Source organism: Pelotomaculum schinkii (genome assembly GCF_004369205.1).
Lineage (GTDB): Bacteria > Bacillota > Desulfotomaculia > Desulfotomaculales > Pelotomaculaceae > Pelotomaculum_C > Pelotomaculum_C schinkii.
Map to the genome: position 1 here is coordinate 135,780 of NZ_QFGA01000004.1, position 19,556 is coordinate 155,335.

The window sequence follows — 19,556 nt, forward strand, 5'->3', positions numbered from 1 at the left end:
AGCGCTCCTGGTCTTCTGGGAAGGAACATATCGTTCAGGAAAGCGTTAATGTGCCTCGCAATAACGATGGACTCGTTAGTAGCTCTCATAGTCCACCTCCGGGATGACATCGCCCTCGCCGGTTTGAGCTTCGATGATGTCGGCCAGCCCCGGAACAAGCGAATAGTAGTATTTCGTACTTTCCAAAACGCGATGACCCATGCTCTTGCTCAGGTAAAGCAGTTTCGCGTTAAAATCAAACCCTATGCCCATCCAACCGTTGATGTTCTCAACGGCATAATTATGTCGGAGTTCGTATGGGACAACGTTTCTGCAGTTATGCTGACGCCACATTTTGTGGAAATTTTGTTGTACCCAGGATGCTCTGTGGAAGCCTCCGTTTCTTTCTCTGGCAGGAAAGAAGTAGACCCGGTTCGGGTACATTTTATCAATAGCGCCATCGTACTGCCGCATCAATAAAAGCATAGAATCATGCAGCACAACATAATGCTGTGCATGACCCTTGGAGTAGCGGATGTTCACAATACCGCTGTCAAGGTCAACGTCTTCACGCATCAGCGCCCGTGCCTCATTCGTCCGGATTCCACTTGAGTACAGCAGCCGGAAGAATACGGGGACTGTTATCCGCCGCGACAACTGTTCTTCTGTGGGCGGATCGGCGGATATTGAGTCACAAGCCGTAAAGAAGTTCTGTAGTTCCGCTTCAGTAAACGCGTGTGGGATATAGTCTCTTGGCTCTTTTCGGGGGACTGTTGGCTCCGTAACGGCAGTCATCCCGCGTTTACGCAGATAACGTATGAAGCTGACAATAGGATATATTCTTGATCGGCATGAATTGTTTTCTTCCGTTTCGCGCTGGGCGCACCATGAATCCGCCATATTCTGTGACAACTCAGAAACATTGGGAAAATGCTTATCACAATACTTGTCGAACAGACTCAGATTAACTTCGTAAGAGGCTTCATTCCAACGTCCGGAAGCCTTCCGATAAGAAACAAACGCCCGCATGAGCGGTGCAAGGGAGGATATAAACTCACTCATGTGCAAATACCCCCTCCGGCATCGGGAACCGTTCTATACTGAGCGCACACTCTTTTAGATGCTTAAAGTCGGCGCTCAAATATGTTTCCAGGGAATCGGGTGACGTATGACCAAGTGTTCTGCTGATAACCGGTTGAGGAACGCCGCTGCCTAGAAGTTCTGTTGCCACCCGATGGCGAAAGATGTGAAATCCCCTGCGGTCGCCAGTGCTTTGTCTGGTGTTTGCGGCTTTCATGATCTTGTTGGAAATGTTACCGATACTTCCGCTCATCAAACGCCCGTATGGCCGGTTTTCTGAAATAAATACGTATTCACACCCGGTTTCCGGGCGTTCGGACACAAGATAGTCATAAATGGCGTTGCCTACGGTAATGGAAAGCGGCAATTCGAGGGGAGCACCAGTCTTCTGCTGCCTGATACAGATTAGCTCTTTCTCCCAATCAATATCATCTATTGTCAATCCGGCAATGTCACAGCATCGCATCCCTGTATAAAGCGCTAGAGAACCAACCGCCCTGTCCCTGAACGATAGCCCCGAATCCCCATTTGCGAGAGCCTGTTTGATCTGCTCCGCTTCATCTGGCTTCAAATACTGGATGTTCTTACGGTACTCGCGCAATTCAGGCAGGTAAGCTAATATCCTTGTGAACTCCGGGCGATCAGGGTTCTCCCTTATGCAGGCTTTGAGAACTGCTGCGATGTCCTTTTTGTATGAGCAGCTTCGGCGCAGGGTGTTGTCATCGCCTATGAAAACGGATAACACAGACGCCTCTGTAATCGCGTCAAGAGTATTTATGCCTTTCTGCTGCAAAGCGTACAAAAAACTCGCACCATGGCTCGCTTCGCCTATGATTGTGGTTGCCTTCTTGTTCCGCTTGCTTTCGGATGCCCGGTAACAGTCAACTACGGCTTTGAACTTCGGCAACAATAAGTGATACAGGCCACGTTTTACAATCTGCTGTCGCTGTCGTCCGTCGGGGTACTGGCTGCGATTGTCAAAGCGTTCGATAATACCAAGACAATTCAGTTTGTCTCGCAGATAACCTCGGGAGCTTGATTTATTTGCGTACTCCAGATAAATATCCGTATACGACACATAGCCCTTTGATTCCGCTCTGGAAAGAACGTGGTCAATCTCTCGGCGCACTTTTTTAATATATGTGGCGCTATAACCGGCCTCTTCCATGTAGCCAATCAGTTTGGGATAATTATCCCTCAATTTTTGTGTATTCATGCTGTACACCTCCTGCTCGGAGTATACAGCATGAAAATAAAATCCACACCTTTCCATCAAGGAAGGGCTTATTATTGCGCTATTTTACAGAAGGTTCGGATTTTATTTATGTACGGATAATGAATAGCAAATTATCTGAAGCCCAAAAAAGAAACCCCATGTAAGCAGAGGCTACGTAGGGCTTCAGATAATTTGATTGAACGGAACCGCCGATGTCGGTAGGTGCTATGGGGAAAAAGGAACTGTATAAGTTGCAGAATTTCTGGCGCTAAAAGGGTTCCGATGTTATGGGGCGAAATCTCAGTCAAAGAACAGGGTCATTATTGGGAAATTCGCCTGTCGATGGGCATAGTTTCCCCCTCCCCCATAGAAGGGGCTTTTTTGTATAAGGAATTTGTTTTTACGGAAGAGGAGATGCGCGTATCATCATTCCTATTCTGCAGCAGGGACATTTACGAAATGTATCATTGAACTTGTCAATGAGGATTTCGAATAATGAACGCGGCTTAGAGAATATGCTAAAAGGTGTATTCGTAAGTTGCCGGCATAACTGTATCCGTTTGGTTTTCCCTCCGGAAGCCAAAAGTCCGTAGTGTCGTATCTTCCGGAATCCTCGAGGCAGTACATGGAGCATAAAGCGGCGGATAAATTCTTCGGCTGTAATAGTCATCTGCTTGACCTTGTTATGGTCGGCATAGTCCCGCCAACTAAATGTGACTTTATCATCTTGAAGCGCCAGAATCCGATTGTTGGAAATAGCCACGCGATGTGTGTAGCGGCTTAAATATTGAATCACCTTGCCGGTATTGCCGAAGGGCGGTTTGCAATAGGTTACCCAGTCCTTGTTATACAAATCCTGCAGAAAGAGGGCATATTCTCTCGAACTATTGAGTTTGTTCGTAGATTCATCGAAGCGTAATTGAGCCGCACGCATGAGAGCGAGAAATTTCCCCCGGAATTTCTTGGACAATACCTTAACCGGAATGAAGAACTTCTTGCGCGAGTTTTTCCAATGACCGGCGCTGGTCAACCCGCCGCCCGGTACAACACAATGGATGTGGGGATGATACAGAAGGTTCTGCCCCCATGTGTGGAGAATTGCGGTTACTCCGAGTTTGGCGCCGAGATATTTTGGATTTTGGCCTAACTCTAACAAGGTTTCCGAGACAGCTTTGAAGAATAAAGTGTACATCGTTTCCTGGTTCTGCCGGAATACCATATACAATTCGTTCGGCACCGTAAACACGACATGGAAATAGCCAATGTTAAGCAGGCAACGTTCCTGGCTTTCGATCCATTGTTCTTTGGCAAGCATTTGGCATTTGGGGCAATGTCTGTTTCGGCAGGAATTATAAGAGATACGTTGATGGCCACATTGGTCACATGTATCTATATGCCCGCCCAAAGCATGAGTCCGGCAGTTCAAGATAGCGCGATATGCCTTTATTTGAACGGTATTAAGCGGATGCTGGCGCAAGTATTCATCGCCATGTTCCCGAAAGATGTCCTGCACTTCAATCATAATGGGCAGTCCACAAACTTCTGAGGCATGTTGTCCGCCGGACTGGTTATTCCGTTCGTGGTGTTTGCCAGATGAAGATAGATCGTGGTTGAGGAAATGCTGGCGTGTCCGAGCAAAGCCTTTATTTGGAGTAGACTTAGCCCGTCCTCTAATAAGTGAGTGGCGAAACAGTGCCGAAGGGTATGCGGCGACACACTCTTTTGGATAGCTGTCTTGGCAAGCGCTTCTTTAATCGCTCGTGCTACTGCGCTTGTTGTGATATGCCCAACATTTTTGATTCCGGGAAAAATGTATCCATCTGAGCTTTTCGGGCGGTACTTGCGCCAATAGTCACGCAACGCGAATAAAGCGCTTTCGGGCAGAAGAGTATAGCGATCCTTTTGGCCTTTGCCGCCGCGCACCAAAACCCGCATGGATGCCGAATCAATATCCGTCGTTTTGAGACTGGCAAGTTCGCTGACTCGTAAGCCGGAACCGTACGCCATTAAGAGCAGGGCTTTGTGTTTGGCATTCGTTGTCTGGGAAATTAGTTCTGCAACTTCATTCCGCGTTAAAATCTCCGGTAGCTTCTTAGGCCGCTTAAGGCGTGGAATTTGTAGATAGTTCATCGTCCGGTTCAGCGTAACTGCGAAGAAGAAGCGAATGGAAGCACTGTAAACATTGACCGTGCCTGGCGATAATTTCTTTTCGACAATCAAGTGTCCCAGGAAACTTCGAACGTCCATTTCATTGAGCTTCTCGATAGGTTTTTTGAAGTGATTAAGGAAGATCCCAACATGAGTCGTATAGGAATCGAGTGTGTTTCTGGATAGCCCCCTAAGCTGGATGTCAGCTTTCAGGCGTTGCAGCGCCTGACGGTTAGTCATCATTAAATAAACAACCCCTTTGTTTGATATTGCGGACAGGCCGCATTCTCATTTTAAAGGGGTTGTTTTGTGTTAGCCATGACTTTTGTATCTACTATGAGCAGATCGGATCATTTCGCTTTGATACTATCTTGGGTTTCTATCCACCGCGGAGCGGTTTCGTTCAATCGCCCTTATTCCGATATCGGAATAAGGGCGATATGATGACAGGCCCTTATGTCATAGTCAATGGTAAGAAGAAGCCTACTTATCTTTTTGCCTTTATTGATGACTGTTCCCGTTTGGTTACTTTCGCCCAGTTTTCTTTTGAACAAAATTTCGACGCCATGAAAAAAGTCTATATCGAAGCGGTTATTCGCCGGGGTATACCCAAGATTGTTTACCTGGACAACGGTAAGGTTTACCGCTCTCAATTATTTCACTGGGCCTGTGCCCAAATGGGTACCACGGTTTCCCATACCGAGCCTTTCGATGCACCCAGCAAGGGGAAAATCGAACGGATTTTTCGTACGGTAAGAGAACGTTTCCTGCCACTTCTGTCTTATCCGGTGACATCCCTGGATGAATTGAACCGTGCTTTTGGAAAATGGCTGGAGGAAGACTACCATCGACGTGTTCACTCATCCCTGGGTATGTCTCCCCTCGACAAGTACTTGAGCTTGGTAAACCAGGTTAAGTTCGCCCGGGAGCCGGATTTGGTCCGGGAGTTATTCTTAAAAAGGGAGTCCCGCCGGGTTCACAATGATGCCACCGTCTCTATCGGGGGCAGGCTCTTCGAAGTGCCGCCCGCTCTAATCGGCCAGAAGGTGGAGGTGCGGTTTGAACCAAACGACTTAAGCAAGATATTGATTTATGCTAATGACAAGTTTGTAGGTAAGGGTTTACCGGTTCAATTGGCGGATAACGCCAGAATGAAGCGCAACCGCAGTGAAAATGATATTTCTCCCCAGGTATTATCTTTTCATGAAGCCCTTTTAAAAAAGGAGAGTGGTAAATGATGTTTACCGCCTTCTACTCCCTTGCTGCCAGACCTTTTGCGAAAGATATCAAAGCAGAGGAGATGTACCTGTCATCTTCCCACCAGGAACTTCTGGCCCGGCTAAATTATCTAAAACACAGCCGTGGTATCGGCATGGTGGTGGGCGAACCCGGTTCCGGCAAAACTTCCGGTCTGCGTACTTTTGTGGTTTCCCTCAATCCCTCTCTCTACCGGGTGGCCTACTTCCCGCTTTCTACGGTTACTGTTACGGATTTCTACAGGGGGCTGGCTTTTAGCCTGGGTCTTGAACCTGCTTTCCGCAAAGTGGATTTGTTCAATCAAATTCAGGAGGCTATCCAAAACAACTATTCCGGCAAGAAAGTTGTTCCTGTTATTATTCTGGACGAACTGCAGTTGGCCAGTACGAAGTTTTTCAGTGACCTCCATTTGTTGTTCAATTTTTCGATGGACTCTGAAAACCCATTTGTATTGGTACTCTGTGGAATGCCTGCTCTGGCAATTAAAATGTCGTTGACCCATAACCAACCTTTAAATCAAAGGTTAATTATGCGCTACAAGATGGCTCCCTTGACAAAAGAGGAAACAAAAAATTACTTGGAGCACCATATGCGCCTAGCCGGCTCCAACTACCCGATCTTTTCAGACACTACCGTAGAAGCTATTGCTACAGTGAGCCGGGGCTGGCCCCGCTTAATTAACAACCTTGCTACTACCAGCTTAATCTTTGGCTGTCAGAAGTTGCTTAAATATATTGATGAGGAGGCTGTGAGGCAGGCTGCTGTTGAATTAGGCATGTAACCATTATCCTATTTCGGGTCGGTCGTTGGCCGGCCTTTTCCTTAACTCATACATTTTGCAAAACATATATTGTGCAATTTTATAGTTATGCTAAACAAAAATTGTGCAAATTTTGCAGTTTGAATAGAAATTTTAAGCCTAATTATTGTGCAAATCGCTAGGACAAAGATTCTGCAAAATTACAAGCTGGTATTCCGGTTTTGTACTGAGAATGCACTGAAGTCAGATTGCTTACCTTGCTGGCTGCCACCCATTTGCCACTATGACGCTTAAGCGCTTTGTATGCGTCATAGTCTAGTATGTGACTGTATTTCCTTAGGGCTGGGTTGACTTGGGTCGCCGCCTGATAGTATTGGATAACCCCCCGAATCTGGGAGTTGACCAGGTTTATACCGGTAATGAGACGTTCTTTTCCCTTGACGCCAATTTCCGGCCTAATCCGTTTCAACCTCTTGATGTTCCAGTGGATTTCCTTGACCTTTGCCTTCAGCCTTTGTGGGGCCGGGCTCGTCTTTGTGATATAGCCAGTTCTACTCTTTCCCCGGAGCACCTTGTAGGTGAATTCCAGGAAGTGAATCGGTTTCTTGCGGATGTCCGTGATGACGGTTTTTTCCTCAGACAGGGACAGCTTGATTTCTTCATCGAGATACTTGGCAATTCTTTGCTTCCACTTCTCCGCATTGCTCCGGGCTGACGTGATTAGTACCCAATCGTCAGCATAACGCACCAGATACGCAGGTTTGAGATTGCTATTTTTCCTGAGTGTGTTATGCCACGCATACTCGGTTTTGGTTTTCTTGTTCTCCCATTCCCGAGTGACCCACTGGTCGAAGGTATCGAGGTATGCGTTGGCAAGAATTGGCGAAATCACCCCGCCCTGCTGGGTTCCCAGAGGGTTTTCCTCTAGTTCTCCCATGATTCCGGCTTTCAGCATTGTCTTGATAATCATCAGCACTCTCCGGTCACGGATACCCTTGCTCCAGAGCTTTTTAACCATTCTGGCATGGTTCACATTATCGAAGAACTTGCTGATGTCACCCTCGATCACCTAGTGGTAACCTGTTTGGTGTACCACCTCCACAACCCTTGCAAGTGCCATATGGGCGTCGCGCATGGGTCGGAAGCCGTAGGAGTGGGCAAAGAACTGAGCCTCTAATATGGGTTCGATTACTATGCGCACACACTCCTGGATTACTTTGTCGATGGCGGCAGTTATTCCTAATGGGCGCTTCTCGGTTTTACCAGGCTTGGGTATGTATACCCTGCGCACCGGAGCCGGGTGGTAATCCATCAGGGTGTCCTTAACCCGGGCAATGACATCCTGGTAGTCCTGCTCCAGGATGCTTCTCATGGTTTCGCCATCGCTGCCGGGAGTCTCGCTTCCCCTGTTTGCCTTGATGTTGTGCACTGCGGTCAGGATTACCACCTCTGATGAGATGATTTCCAGCAGTCCCTTGAAACGAGGTGATTCCCCGTTTTGTTTTGCTTCAATAGTGACGCTGTACATCCTGTCCAGTAACACCTGAAGTTCTGTTTCCGTCTGCGGTTCCCGATAGTTCAGTTGTTGTCCCGTGGCGGCCACCTCCTTTCGGAGATTTGCGCCAGACGGCGTTAGTCAGGTATGCGCAACGGCTTCCTGAACAGTTGAACTCCTTTCCTCGTAATCTGTACGACTATGCCCCTTGGCTCCGCGGGCGTTACCCCGGTTCATCGCTACTACGGGCTGATGCCCCCTGATTTTGAAGGCCATTTCCTGCCTTCGAGTTGCATCGAGTTCTATTCCCCTTCACTATCAGGGTTCCACTGTTCCCAGCGTCCCAGCCTTACATTTGCGACTTTAGCCCCCATCTCTAACCCGTCAGCCATCCCTTCGCCCACGGTTGGAGGACTCGGGACGCCGGACGTCAGAGCGACCGGCGCAGCCATCAAACCCTATATTTTGGTGGCCGCGACTGAACCCGCTTTCTGCGGCAAAGTGCCTTTCGGCACCTTGCATTTTACGAGCCGTACAGACGATGGTTCCTGATTGGTCAGCTTGGCCGCTTTGTGACCCCCGACTTACTCGACTCCATGGAGATTGCTCTCTATAGGAGCCTTTCAGCCGCCTTTACCGAGCTTCATACCCCTGCGCAATAGCACGTAGGCGCATGTCGGAGTTTCAGGGCGAGGTTGCCAACCTTCAACCCGTGCAGGAACTTCCCCTGCCAATTCAGACGCAGAGTTCGGTTTATGTAAAATGCAAACCGCCTGGTTTTACTACACATTTCTGTGTAGGCTGTCCAGGAACAGTGCACACATAGGGCTCTGCTGGAGAGCAACCCGAGGCCTAGCAGGGTTCTGCCGGGGATAGAGGGTGCATAAAAAGTCAACTATGTTCTTTTTTTCCTACTATCCTTGCCAGAACTAAAACGAAAAACTCGTTTTTTAATTATACAAGATTGCAAGTTGGCATAGTATTTTTATAGAGTTTTTGGTTTAATGCCAGTTAGTTCTTGACACAGTAAAAAACACCAGGATATACTTTACCCAGTGAAGCACCAAGGCCGGATAATGATGTTTGTAAGGGCCCGGAACAACTGCGTGTTGGAGATTCCAGGCTGAAAAAGGGGGATTGTTTATGTTCATTAAGAACAGGCGCGGGATTACTCTGCTGGCCGCTCTGCTGTGCTGCACGGTATTTCTGGCTGCGGGGGCGGGTGCCGCCCTGGCTTCGGATGATACCTACCAGGTTCTCCAGTCACCCGTGGTTAAAGACAACGCGGTATACGAACTGGGGACCATCATGGCCAGGTTTACAGCCGGGCAGCTGCAGACCAAGGATGTGCTCATTGTCCGTTTGCCCGAGGACTTTATCTGGACCACCGCGCCGCTGAAAGCGGGCCAGGCTGAGGCCGGTTCCTCCCGGCAGGGCACAGGCGACTGGAACACCATGACCGCGACATCCGATTACGTGCGGTACGGTACGGCTAATTACATTGAGGTGCCGAAGAGGATCGCAGGCGACGAGAATGGTTTGTTCCAGGATGAGGCGCCGGTCCTCAGCTTTTCTCTTCTCAGCGGCAACGAGGTCAGGATGGAGGTTACCGGCAATATAACCCCGGGCCAGGAATGCGTATTTTTCCTTTATGCCAGGCGGGTGTATGTTCCGGGCGGTTTCACCGGGCAGATACAGGTGACGTTTGACGCGCCCTCCAGTTCAGGATTTGCCGGGAACGTTTCTTCCGGCCGGACCAGCGGGACAACCTCACAACCGTCAGTTACAACGGTTCCTGAAGTCACTCCGGAACCGGCAGTAGAAGTCACTCCAACACCGGTAGTAAATGAGCCGCCCGTTGAGAATGAGGTCCAGGCAGTCTTCACCGTCGGCAAGTCCGCCTTCACCCTCAAAGGAGTGGAAACCTCCATGGATGTTGCGCCTTACCTGAAAGACGGGCGGACCTATCTCCCCATCAGGTATGCTGCCCAAGCCCTGGGCATTGAAGAATCCGGCATCGAGTGGGACGAGGCTGACCAGAGTGTGGCTATAACCGGTGAAGGCCGCAGGGTCAAAATGACCGTCGGAAGTGGAACTATGACGGTGGATGACCGGAGCGTCACCATGGACGCCCCGCCTGAATTGTCAGCGCCGGGCCGCGTCATGGTGCCTCTGAACTGGGTAACCGGGGCGTTTGGGGCCGAGGTCCAATGGGACCCGGCTTCCAATACGATAACGGTAGCAAAGATAGCAAATACCAAATAACAATAACATTTTCTTGATCCCCTTTTTAGGCTTGACAGCCCATATCAAGGGAAATATACTTATAATGGTTGATAATTAACCAGCTTAACTAATTTGTCTACAAGCGAGGTGTAACCATGCGGCGTCCGTTCATACTACTGGTAATCCTGGCGTTGCTCGCCGGTCTGTTCCCAGCCTCAGTCTGGGCCGACGAATCTGAAACTGCCCGGACGGAACTTACGTTACAGGCGGCGGTGGATAAAGCGCTGAGTATCAACAAGGGACTCAGGCAAGCGAAAAACGACTTGGAACGTTCAGCGGAAGTTAGAGATTATCTTGCTGACAGGGTTGACTATGTGCCAAGCTCGTCCTCAGCTTCTTCCGGCGCAATAAAGTCCTATCTTAACCTGACCTCAGCGGAAATATCCCGCAGTATGGCCAAGCGGTCTTTAACCGTCGAGGAAGATAAGGTGTTAATGTCCGTATACCAGGCCTATAACAGTATCCTGCAAGCCCAGGAAAAGGTGAAGGTGGACGAATTAAGTTTACAGAACAAACAATGGTTGAGGTATGTCGCTTCAGCCAGCCTAAGGGTGGGGACTATCGATCCTGTTGCCATGGCCAAGGCTGAGACTGAATACACCTCGGCCAAGACCACCCTGGAGGCGGATAACAAGGCCCTGGATGACGCCTACCAAAAATTAAACCAGCTGGTGGGGGTGTCAGCGAAGGAACGACCGGTGCTGGTGGATATCCCTGAAATTGTTCCGATGGACGTAAAAGACCTGGAAGCCGAGGTGAACAGGAAAGTAACCGGAAGTCCGTCCGTCTGGTTAAGCGAACAACAGGTTGACCTGGCCAAGCTAACCAAGAAACTGTATGATTTTACCAATACCAGTAACAGCGAACCCTATAAAGCAAAAGAAATCGATGTTGAGCAGAAAGAAATCAGCGCCAACGATACCAAGGACCAGGTGGCAAAATTGGTGCGCACCATCTACTATTCCGCAACCCAATTGGAGGAACAATATGCCGGAGCGAAGGAAGCGGTACGCCTGGCCGAAGAAAACCAGCGCGTGACTCAAGTAAAATATGACGTCGGTATGGCCACCAAAAGCGACCTTTTGAGCGCCGAGCTGGAACTCGCCCAGGCCAATCAAAAGCTGGTGGATATCAGCGCCCAGCACCAGATTTTAGTTTTGGCATTTGAGAAACCCTGGTCATATAGTTAAAATGCTCCAAACCTGACCGTTGGAGCTTGTTAGTACGGTTTAAGAAAGAAAATGGAAAAAGGCTTTTTCATATCCTGCAACAGGTGTGAAAAGGCCTTTTTTCTATTTAAAACCCGGCGCTCCAGGAACGGATTAAGCGTACGTCCCATTAGGGTTAAGGCGATAAGACAAAAAAATAAGGATTTGGGAGGTTTTATTGCGTATTTGTGGAATATTTTTATTAATATATCAACTGGGGGGGTTTTATGAAAAAGTTTATTATCGGGCTGCTCATTGGGGTAATACTCGCTTCAGCGGGTATGGCGGCAGGGGAGGAAAAACCGGTGAAAATTGTTCTCAACGGTAAGGAAGTTCAACCGGATACACCGCCTCAGATTATCGACGACCGTACCTTTGTGCCGTTGCGGTTTGTGGCTGAGTCGCTGGGGATTAATGTCAGTTGGGATGCTGATAACTGGACGGTAGTGATGACTACACCCGAGAATATGCCTCCTTACAGCCTGGTCTCATATCAGAAAATTAACGATGAGTATGGTTATGTGATCCTGGGGGAGGTTGAAAATGGGTCCAATAAAACTTACAGCGAAGGCAAGGTCAAGGCTGAAGTACTGGATGCCGGTGGCAACGTCATTGAAAAGCTGACCGCTACCTTGCCGCCTGGGATAACCCCCGGAGAAACCGCTTATTTCAAGATGCGGTCTGACTCGGATAAAAGAAACCTGGTCAGTTCAGTAAAATTCAGCTTTTCAGCAAAAGGCGAAATAGATATAACTCCTGCCGAAGTGAGTTTTAGTGAAGTAAGGTTCTCCAGAGATCCCGATATTTACAATGACTTTACCTATGTAACAGGGGAAATCGAAAGGTCTGACGATGATCTTAAAAGAAAATACAATCACCCGCTGGTGCAGGTGGCTTTGTTTGACAAAGATGGTAAATTAGTCAACTTTGGCGAAAGAGACGTGGATGATTTTGAACAGCGAAAGTACGGGGAGTTTAAGATAACTTTGGAAAAAGGACCTGACTATGCGTCCTATAAATTAAAGTGTTTTTCTGACTAGCCCAAAGTAAGCCATGCCGGAGGCGGGTAGGATTATGAAACGTAAACGCGCTGCGTCCTTTCGGCTCACGTAGCGCGTTTACTATAATGGTGTAAGGTTGGTTCCGCCTTCAAAGATTTGAAGTTGCGGCCGGCGGTTTCTTGACAAGCATAAAACAGCAACATATACTTAACCTAATAAAATATTTAGCTGTTTAAGAGTTGCGAGGAGGTCCACGATGGAAGATTCAAGCATAGAAAGATATTACTCTCGCCTTGAGGCAGTCTTTATGGAGATGGTCCGCAGGCTGCACGTTGAACTGGCCGATCAGATGATTTCGGGTATTACTGGCAGCCAGTTTTTCGTTTTAAAAACAATTCAGGGTCCAGGTCGCCTGACCGTTTCTGAGGTAGCGGAGAAACTTGGCGTGTCCCTCAGCGCCATTACCGCCCTGGTAAACCGCCTGGTTAAAGCAGGGCTGGTGGTGCGTTCCCGCGATGAACAGGACCGCAGGCTGGTCTGGCTGGAAGCAACAGCCAGGGGCAAGGAGATCCTGGCCAATTGTATAGAAGCCAGGAGAAAAGTTTCGAACAAGTATTTTGGCCAGCTGACCGTGGAGGATATGGAAAAGCTGGTGGAAATCTACGAAAAAGTCTTAACCGCGATGCGCGCGGAAGAAAAAAAGAAAAAACCTTGAGGGTTAAGCTTAACCAAGATTATTCTAAATGGCTATTTAGGATGGAGCGATGATTAATAAATAATTAGTTGATACTTTTCATAAGCTAAGCCGGGCTGACTTATTGTAGCCTTTTCCCGCCCTGCAGGCGGGTTCTTTATTAGGGGACGAAGTTTAGCGATGGGGTGCAATTTTGTACCTTTTCTGCAGCATAACAGCCGGTAATCTGGAGAATTAAGCAAATCTGTGATAGAATAGTCAAAGCATTGGCGTAATAGAGATGATAAATGAGAAAAAAGGACTTTGGCGATGAAAACGACTCTCCTTGGGGCGCCAATAGATACGCTCACCATGGAAGAAAGCGTCGAGAAGGTAGCCGGCTTCATAAAGAGCGGCCAACCGCACCGGGTATTGACGCTTAACCCTGAATTTTTATACCGGGCCCAGTTTGATCCTGAGCTGATGGAGTTTGCCAGGCGGGCTGCTCTGGTCACGCCTGACGGAATAGGTATAGTATGGGCCTGCCGGATGGCAGGTCGCCGGGTGGTTGAACGGGTCACCGGTATAGACCTGATGCTCTCTTTAGTTCACCGGGCCGCTAATGAAGGCTGGCGGGTTTACCTGTTGGGCGCGGCGCCCGGTGTGTCCGAAGAGGCTGCAGGCAGGCTGTGTCAAGGCTACCCGGGCTTGCAGGTGGCAGGTACCCACCAGGGTTATTTCAGCGATGAAGAGGCCGCCGGCGTGGCCGAAATAGTACGGCAAACCCGGCCCCAGTTGATCTTTGTGGCGCTGGGCGCGCCGAAACAGGAACAGTGGATTGATCGTTATCTGGAGCAAACAGGCGCGTCCGTTGCGGTAGGGGTAGGAGGCAGCTTTGACGTTATTGCCGGAAAGGTACGGCGGGCCCCTCGATGGCTGCAGCGCCTGCACCTGGAATGGCTGGCCCGCCTGCTCCGGGAGCCTTCCCGCTGGCGCCGCCAGCTGATCCTGCCCAGGTTTGTCTGGATGGTAATAAAAAAGTACAGGCTCTAAAGGACTTTAGTATCGTCCGGTACTGCTGCCGGATTATGAAAGCTGTTTGGATTCAGGTCGCAGGGCGTAAAACATAAAGATTTGTTTAATTTGTTTCCGGGATTGTCGCGGTTCAATTGAAGACCTGGAAGGAATGCAGTATAAATTACGCCCTACGCCCTACGGCTTACGACATCTTTTAACACGATACTATTCTATATAAAATGCCGGCGGACGCCTAATGAACCGGTCCAAGGCACAATCTTGCGGGAGACTATACATGCCCAGGGTGGTTATATCAGGATACTACGGTTTTGACAACATCGGCGACGAGGCCGTATTGCATGCCATGCTGCAGGCTTTGCGGGCTGCTGTTCCCGGCCTGGAGGCGACCGTCCTGTCGAAGGACCCGGTTTGCACAGCCAGGCAGTTCAGCGTGCGCTCGGTTTTGCGCGACAACCTTGGGCAGGTATGGCGGGCGTTGAGGGAGGCAGACCTTTTAATCAGCGGGGGCGGCGGGCTTTTGCAGGATGTGACCGGACCCAAAAGCATCATCTATTACCTCAGTATTGTGGCCATGGCCAGGCTTCTGGGCAGACCCGTATTCTTTTACGCGCAGGGTATCGGTCCGGTTCATACCACCTTGGGCAAAAACATGGTCAGGATTGTAGCCAACCGGGTTGACGCAATAACCGTCCGTGACACCGACTCCAGGGAGGAACTGACAGCCCTTGGCGTGACGCGTCCGGCCATCGAAGTCACCGCAGACCCCGTCCTTGGCCTGGACCCTGCTCTGATTGACATTGCCAGGGGGAAGGAAATTCTCTCCTCGCTTGGTCTGGGCAGTGGTCCGGTGGCCGGCATTTCCGTGCGGCCGTGGAAAAATGCAAAGGGTTATCTTGAGGTTTTGGCGCGGGGTGCCGATGATCTGGCGGCCTTAGGATGGCAGGTCCTTCTGGTGCCCATGCACCGCAACGTCGACCTGGACTGTTGCCGGGAGGTGGCGGCCCGCATGTCTGAGCCCGCCTTTCTCCTGGAGAAAAGCGCCGATTATATGGACATCCTGGCATTGACGGCCAACCTGGACCTGGCCATCGGGATGAGGCTGCATTTTCTTATTTTCAGCTCGCTCTTTGGCGTTCCACTGGTCGGCATCCCTTACGATCCCAAAGTCAACCGCTTTCTTCAATCAGTCGGCCTGCCGCCCGGCCTCAGCGCCGAACAGCTTGATTATAAGGAATTGTCGGCGAGGCTCGCGCAAGTACTGGCGGAACGGGCAAAACTGGGTTCTCAGTTGCGGGAGCGGGTTGCGCCTTTGCAAAAAGAAGCCCTGAAAAATGCTGAACTGGCAGCTGAACTTTTACGCGGCTGCGGCGTCTAATAAGTAGGGAGACGTTTTGCCAGTTCGTGCCTGCAGGATTTGGGAGAAACATGTGGAACTCTATGCCTAGGGGGAGTGGACGATGAAATTAAACAGGATCACTTTGCCGGCAGTAGTTGTGGTTACAGTTGCGCTGGTACTTGCATTATGGGGATTTACAGCCTTTGCAGGGGACGCTGACCCCGGGGGCAGCGGGGACCCGCTGGTAACTCAGAGTTACGTGGATCAGTACGTGCAGTGGAAAGTAGCCGACCTCAAAGCCGGTCAGGTGTTAAAGGGCAAGGCCGGGACGGAACTGCTGGTCAGGCGCGGGCAGGCCGTGGTTGTTGACAGTTCCGGGAACGGTATCCCCGATGTGACTGCCGGTGTGGATATTGCCGCCAATGATAAAGTAGCTCTCAATCACCTGCTGATTATTCCGCGGGAAGACGGTCGCGGCATCAAAGCAATAGATTTCGCGGTGGTCATGTACCGTGGCGGCGCCAGCATCCAATAGACCTGCTGATGAATGGGGTGAATCGTGTTGAAAGTTAGAAGGCGAAAGCTCAAGCGCAAGGCGCCTTTCATCATATGCTGCCTGTTGCTGGTGGCCCTGCTGGCAGCAGGGGGCTACGAGCTGTTCAAAAATGATATCCTTCCGCCTGTAATCGATGATCCGAACAGCCCGGATTTTAACAAGGGAAACAGGCTGAATGTCCTTCTTTTGGGCAATGACGCCCGCGGCGGCGAAAATATGGCCCGGTCCGACACCATCATCCTGGCCAGCGTGGATCCCAAAAGCAAGCAGATGTCCCTGTTGTCCATCCCGCGGGACACCAGGGTAAATATCCCCAGGCACGGTTGGGACAAAATCAACAGCGCCTCCGTGTATGGCGGTACCGATATGTCCATGAAGGTGGTTTCGGACCTGCTGGGGATACCGGTCAAGTACTATGTCCAGGTCAATTTCAACGGCTTTAAGGATATCGTGGACGCGCTCGGCGGAGTCACGCTCGATGTCGAGCAGGATATGAACCACTATGACCCGGATGATGGCGGCATTTACTCGATTAACCTGAAAAAGGGCGTCCAGCGCCTGGATGGGGATAAGGCGCTGCAGTATGTTCGCTTCCGGGACTATGCCATGGGTGACATTGAGCGCACCGCGCACCAGCAGAAATTCCTGGTGGCCCTGGCCAAAGAGATGCTGCAGCCCAGTACCATTCTCAAGCTGCCGGCGCTGGTCCCGGAAATAAACAAGTATGTTAAAACCAACCTGAGCCTCGGCGATATGATGACCCTGGCCTCAGCCGGCAAAAAATTGGAAAGCGGTAGCATTGTGGCCCAGACATTGCCGGGGCGGCCTATAAATATTGACGGGGGAAGCTACTGGGGAGTAGATCCGGATGAAGCCAAGCAGATGGTGGCCAATCTTTTCAATGGGGAGACCGTAACCAACGTTGTCCTGACCACCCCGTTGAGCGGCCTGCCGGCGAGCGCCGGGACTTCCGGCCGGTCTGAACAGCCTGAGGATGAGGAAGCCTCACCGGCCACTGAGCAGGCATCTTCCACCTCCCCGCCGGACCAAAGCGAAGACAAGGAGACAACCCCCGCCAAGCCGGGGCAGGGGTCTAAAAACGGCTCCTCGGATACCTCTGCTTCAGACGACGGTGCGATTACCATCACGCCCGTTGACGAAGACGGGGAGGATGAGGAAGAAACTTCAGGCGAAACAGAGAGCAGCAGTGACCCCCGGACCGGCTCACAAACGGGCAAGACCGGTAAGAGCGGTGTTTCCCAGGGCGACAGCGCAGAGGGATATAACCCGGGCATCCCGGGAACAACTAAAACCAGCAGTTCAGGGCGAACTTAGTCAAGTTATATGTGTAAATAGTTATTGGGAAAAATGGTTATGTATGTAAAATAAGCTTAATATGTTATTGACAATCTTGTTTTTTTAATGATATATTAATCCTATCAACAAGGATGTCTTAGAATAGTCAGGCGGTTGGGGTGACACTCATCAGGTTGACGGTTATGGCTCTACCTGTAACCTTTAGGCTTTGTGCCGGAGAACCTGACATTGCCCAAGAGGCAGTCCTATGGAAGGATAGAGTCGCTAAGTAGCGCCCCCTAAGACACGACATGCAGACAGTAATGTCTGCTTTTTCTTTTGATGTTAAAAAAAAGAGGCCAAGAGATAGATTTTGGTTAGAGCAGATCATTTCCATTATTGATGAAGAGATAGGGTTGGCGTTTGAAGAAGCTGCAACAACAAAAAGATGATTAAAATAAGCCGCCATGGTGTAATGATATGCTACCCCCAGATAGGACAGTGAAAAAGAAAAACTGACCTATCTGGGGGTAGCATATCATAACGACCGGTAGCTTTTTGGTTTTGTTTCTAGTCTACCGGTGGGGTCTCTTGTCCTTCCAGGTAGGGCAGCGCGGCGGTCATGCCTAAAAGCAGCCAGAAGTAGACGGTCATCATCGGGACTTCGAAGATGTTTTCCACGCCGTTGTGCAGGAGGACGCCCAATAGACCGGATATCAAGCCCATGGCAAGCCCCTTCAGGTAGGTATCGGTGAGCCTCCGGTAGGAGTTCAGGGCGCACCGGATACCGCACAGAAGAAGCCAGAGCAGGGCGGCAACGCCCAGTAAGCCTGATTCGGCGGCTGTCTTGAGGTAAAAGTTGTCCACGTAATTACTGCTGGGAATATGGCGGGCCGCGACCGCTCCGCCGAAACGGCCGAACCCCTCGCCAACCAGCGGGTGGTTTTGCAGCTTGTTCAGAGCCATGTTCCAGCGGGCTACACGTCCCGCCCGGGCGCTGCTGAGCAGGTAAGCGGGGGACAGCATGTAGCCGATGCGGGAGGCGATACCCGGAATAACCTTTGGCGCCGTGTAGGCGGCCGCCGCCAGGGCCAGCAGGATGCGCCAGTTGTAAAGCAGACCGTAAATAGCCAGGGCGCCGGCCATGGCCAGCCAGGCCCCGCGGGAATAGGTAAAGAAGAGACTCAGCACCATCGGCGCCAGACAAAGGGCGTAAAAATACTTCAGCAACCTGCCTCTGGCGGACAGGACCTGGCTCACCGTGATGGGGATGACCAGCACCAGGAAGCTGCCCAGGACATTGGGGCTGCCGACGATGGAAAAGACCCTGGTCCTGACGCTTTCCGTGCTGTCCAGCCAGGTGGACGGTATTTCAACCCCGATGATGTACTGGTAGACACCGTGCAGCGCCACCAGCGTGCCAAGCAGTACCAGCCAGTTCACCAGCGCCCGGACCTGCCTCTTGTTAAGCAGGAGGTTGCTGGCCACGAAGAACCAGAACAGGTACTCCACATAAACCCGCACTCCCTCCACGGCTATTTCGAGCTGTGGTGAGCGGACCAGGAAAAGGAAGGCCGCTGCCGCCAGGTAAAGCAGTATTGGTAAATCCAGCGGGGTAAGACGGTAGGTCAGCTTTCCCCGCAAGGCCATCTGCACAGGCCAGGCCAGGAAAGTGGCGACGAGCAGCAGCTCATCCCAGTAGCTTGCCAAAGAGGAGGTAGTTCCCAGTGACTCGCGCAATGCGTAGTCAATCAGGATATATGAAAAGACCAGCCACAGCAGTGTCTCCACACGGATACCGGCGAGGCTGCGCAAGGCCAGGCTGTTATTGAACACGGGCGGGAATTTGATTTTAGAAAACAGGCTTTCGGCCAGACCGCGCCTGATTGCTGCGCCGGTTATCTCAAGCGGGCGCCCTAAAGTCCCGGCAGCGGCAGTTGTTATCCGTCCCAGCAGGGAAAGGCGTACCGCTTCCTGACGGCTATAGGCTGGAGTGCCGTAAGTCCACCCGTAAACCGCGCTTTGCTGCCATGCCCGCATTGTCCCCGCAGTCAAGCGGCCAACCAAACTTTCCTGCCATACCTGTGCTTTGGCCACAAGGATCCTCCTTAAACAATAATCCTTATTATTATAAAGCAAAGCACCGGGGAAATCCAGAAGGATTGGAGGCAGGGTTCTTGTGGAAAGGCCTGTTAATTGATAAAATGGGAAAAGCAAAGTAAGGGAG

Annotated in this window: 18 protein-coding genes; 10 read left to right on the forward strand and 8 right to left on the reverse strand. The window is 50.7% G+C overall.

All coding sequences use genetic code 11. The features are described 5' to 3' along the window. Nucleotides 1-75: 75 nt before the first annotated feature. From Psch_RS19695 to Psch_RS19710, 4 genes are all read right to left on the reverse strand, one after another. Nucleotides 76-1,041 (reverse strand): tyrosine-type recombinase/integrase, encoded by a 966-nt coding sequence (locus tag Psch_RS19695; RefSeq protein WP_190259431.1) that lies wholly within the window; start codon nucleotides 1,039-1,041, stop codon nucleotides 76-78. After that, entirely contained in the window at nucleotides 1,034-2,275 is a 1,242-nt protein-coding gene (locus tag Psch_RS19700; RefSeq protein ID WP_190259432.1) for a tyrosine-type recombinase/integrase, read from the reverse strand. Before Psch_RS19700 ends, Psch_RS19695 begins: the two co-directional genes overlap by 8 nt. 400 nt (nucleotides 2,276-2,675) lie before the next feature. Next, nucleotides 2,676-3,797 carry an IS91 family transposase gene (locus Psch_RS19705; protein ID WP_134220426.1) on the reverse strand — a complete coding sequence of 374 codons (1,122 nt, stop codon included), beginning with the start codon at nucleotides 3,795-3,797 and terminating at the stop codon, nucleotides 2,676-2,678. Further along, on the reverse strand, nucleotides 3,794-4,666 hold the full coding sequence (locus tag Psch_RS19710) for a tyrosine-type recombinase/integrase (protein ID WP_134220427.1): 873 nt from the start codon (nucleotides 4,664-4,666) through the stop codon (nucleotides 3,794-3,796). Before Psch_RS19710 ends, Psch_RS19705 begins: the two co-directional genes overlap by 4 nt. 197 nt (nucleotides 4,667-4,863) lie before the next feature. Here Psch_RS19710 and Psch_RS19715 point away from each other — a divergent pair, with 197 nt between their 5' ends. Then, nucleotides 4,864-5,661 carry a Mu transposase C-terminal domain-containing protein gene (locus Psch_RS19715; RefSeq protein ID WP_206663801.1) on the forward strand — a complete coding sequence of 266 codons (798 nt, stop codon included), beginning with the start codon at nucleotides 4,864-4,866 and terminating at the stop codon, nucleotides 5,659-5,661. Then, nucleotides 5,658-6,461, forward strand: coding sequence for an ExeA family protein (locus Psch_RS19720; RefSeq protein WP_243124251.1), 804 nt, complete (start codon nucleotides 5,658-5,660; stop codon nucleotides 6,459-6,461). Before Psch_RS19715 ends, Psch_RS19720 begins: the two co-directional genes overlap by 4 nt. Nucleotides 6,462-6,618: 157 nt before the next feature. Here the strand turns inward: Psch_RS19720 and Psch_RS19725 are convergent, their stop codons facing one another. From Psch_RS19725 to Psch_RS19735, 3 genes are all read right to left on the reverse strand, one after another. Next, entirely contained in the window at nucleotides 6,619-7,509 is an 891-nt protein-coding gene (locus Psch_RS19725; RefSeq protein WP_190259433.1) for a reverse transcriptase domain-containing protein, read from the reverse strand. After that, entirely contained in the window at nucleotides 7,510-8,043 is a 534-nt protein-coding gene (locus Psch_RS19730) for a reverse transcriptase family protein (RefSeq protein ID WP_190259434.1), read from the reverse strand. A gap of 194 nt (nucleotides 8,044-8,237) precedes the next feature. Continuing rightward, nucleotides 8,238-8,387 (reverse strand): hypothetical protein, encoded by a 150-nt coding sequence (locus Psch_RS19735; protein WP_190259435.1) that lies wholly within the window; start codon nucleotides 8,385-8,387, stop codon nucleotides 8,238-8,240. Nucleotides 8,388-9,078: 691 nt separating this feature from the next. Between Psch_RS19735 and Psch_RS19740 the strand changes: the two genes are divergently transcribed. The 8 genes from Psch_RS19740 to Psch_RS19775 all read left to right on the forward strand — a co-directional run bounded on the left by Psch_RS19740 (nucleotide 9,079) and on the right by Psch_RS19775 (nucleotide 17,368). Beyond that, entirely contained in the window at nucleotides 9,079-10,200 is a 1,122-nt protein-coding gene (locus tag Psch_RS19740; RefSeq protein WP_190259436.1) for a copper amine oxidase N-terminal domain-containing protein, read from the forward strand. A 116-nt stretch (nucleotides 10,201-10,316) separates the two neighbouring features. Further along, nucleotides 10,317-11,411: a TolC family protein gene (locus Psch_RS19745; RefSeq protein ID WP_190259437.1), complete on the forward strand. Its 1,095-nt coding sequence runs from the start codon at nucleotides 10,317-10,319 to the stop codon at nucleotides 11,409-11,411. Between the two features lie 245 nt (nucleotides 11,412-11,656). Continuing rightward, on the forward strand, nucleotides 11,657-12,469 hold the full coding sequence (locus tag Psch_RS19750; protein ID WP_190259438.1) for a stalk domain-containing protein: 813 nt from the start codon (nucleotides 11,657-11,659) through the stop codon (nucleotides 12,467-12,469). 217 nt (nucleotides 12,470-12,686) lie between these two features. Next, on the forward strand, nucleotides 12,687-13,145 hold the full coding sequence (locus Psch_RS19755; RefSeq protein WP_190259439.1) for a MarR family winged helix-turn-helix transcriptional regulator: 459 nt from the start codon (nucleotides 12,687-12,689) through the stop codon (nucleotides 13,143-13,145). A 288-nt stretch (nucleotides 13,146-13,433) separates the two neighbouring features. Beyond that, a complete protein-coding gene (locus Psch_RS19760) occupies nucleotides 13,434-14,156 on the forward strand; it encodes a WecB/TagA/CpsF family glycosyltransferase (protein ID WP_190259440.1) in 723 nt (240 codons plus the stop codon). Between the two features lie 259 nt (nucleotides 14,157-14,415). Beyond that, complete coding sequence (csaB, locus tag Psch_RS19765; protein WP_190259441.1) at nucleotides 14,416-15,516, forward strand: polysaccharide pyruvyl transferase CsaB; 1,101 nt, start codon at nucleotides 14,416-14,418, stop codon at nucleotides 15,514-15,516. A gap of 82 nt (nucleotides 15,517-15,598) precedes the next feature. Beyond that, entirely contained in the window at nucleotides 15,599-16,012 is a 414-nt protein-coding gene (locus Psch_RS19770; RefSeq protein WP_190259442.1) for a hypothetical protein, read from the forward strand. A gap of 24 nt (nucleotides 16,013-16,036) precedes the next feature. Continuing rightward, nucleotides 16,037-17,368, forward strand: a complete 1,332-nt coding sequence (locus tag Psch_RS19775) for an LCP family protein (protein WP_243124252.1) — start codon at nucleotides 16,037-16,039, stop codon at nucleotides 17,366-17,368. A 531-nt stretch (nucleotides 17,369-17,899) separates the two neighbouring features. Here Psch_RS19775 and Psch_RS19780 read toward each other — a convergent pair. Beyond that, on the reverse strand, nucleotides 17,900-19,426 hold the full coding sequence (locus Psch_RS19780; RefSeq protein ID WP_190259443.1) for an O-antigen ligase family protein: 1,527 nt from the start codon (nucleotides 19,424-19,426) through the stop codon (nucleotides 17,900-17,902). Nucleotides 19,427-19,556 lie beyond the last annotated feature (130 nt).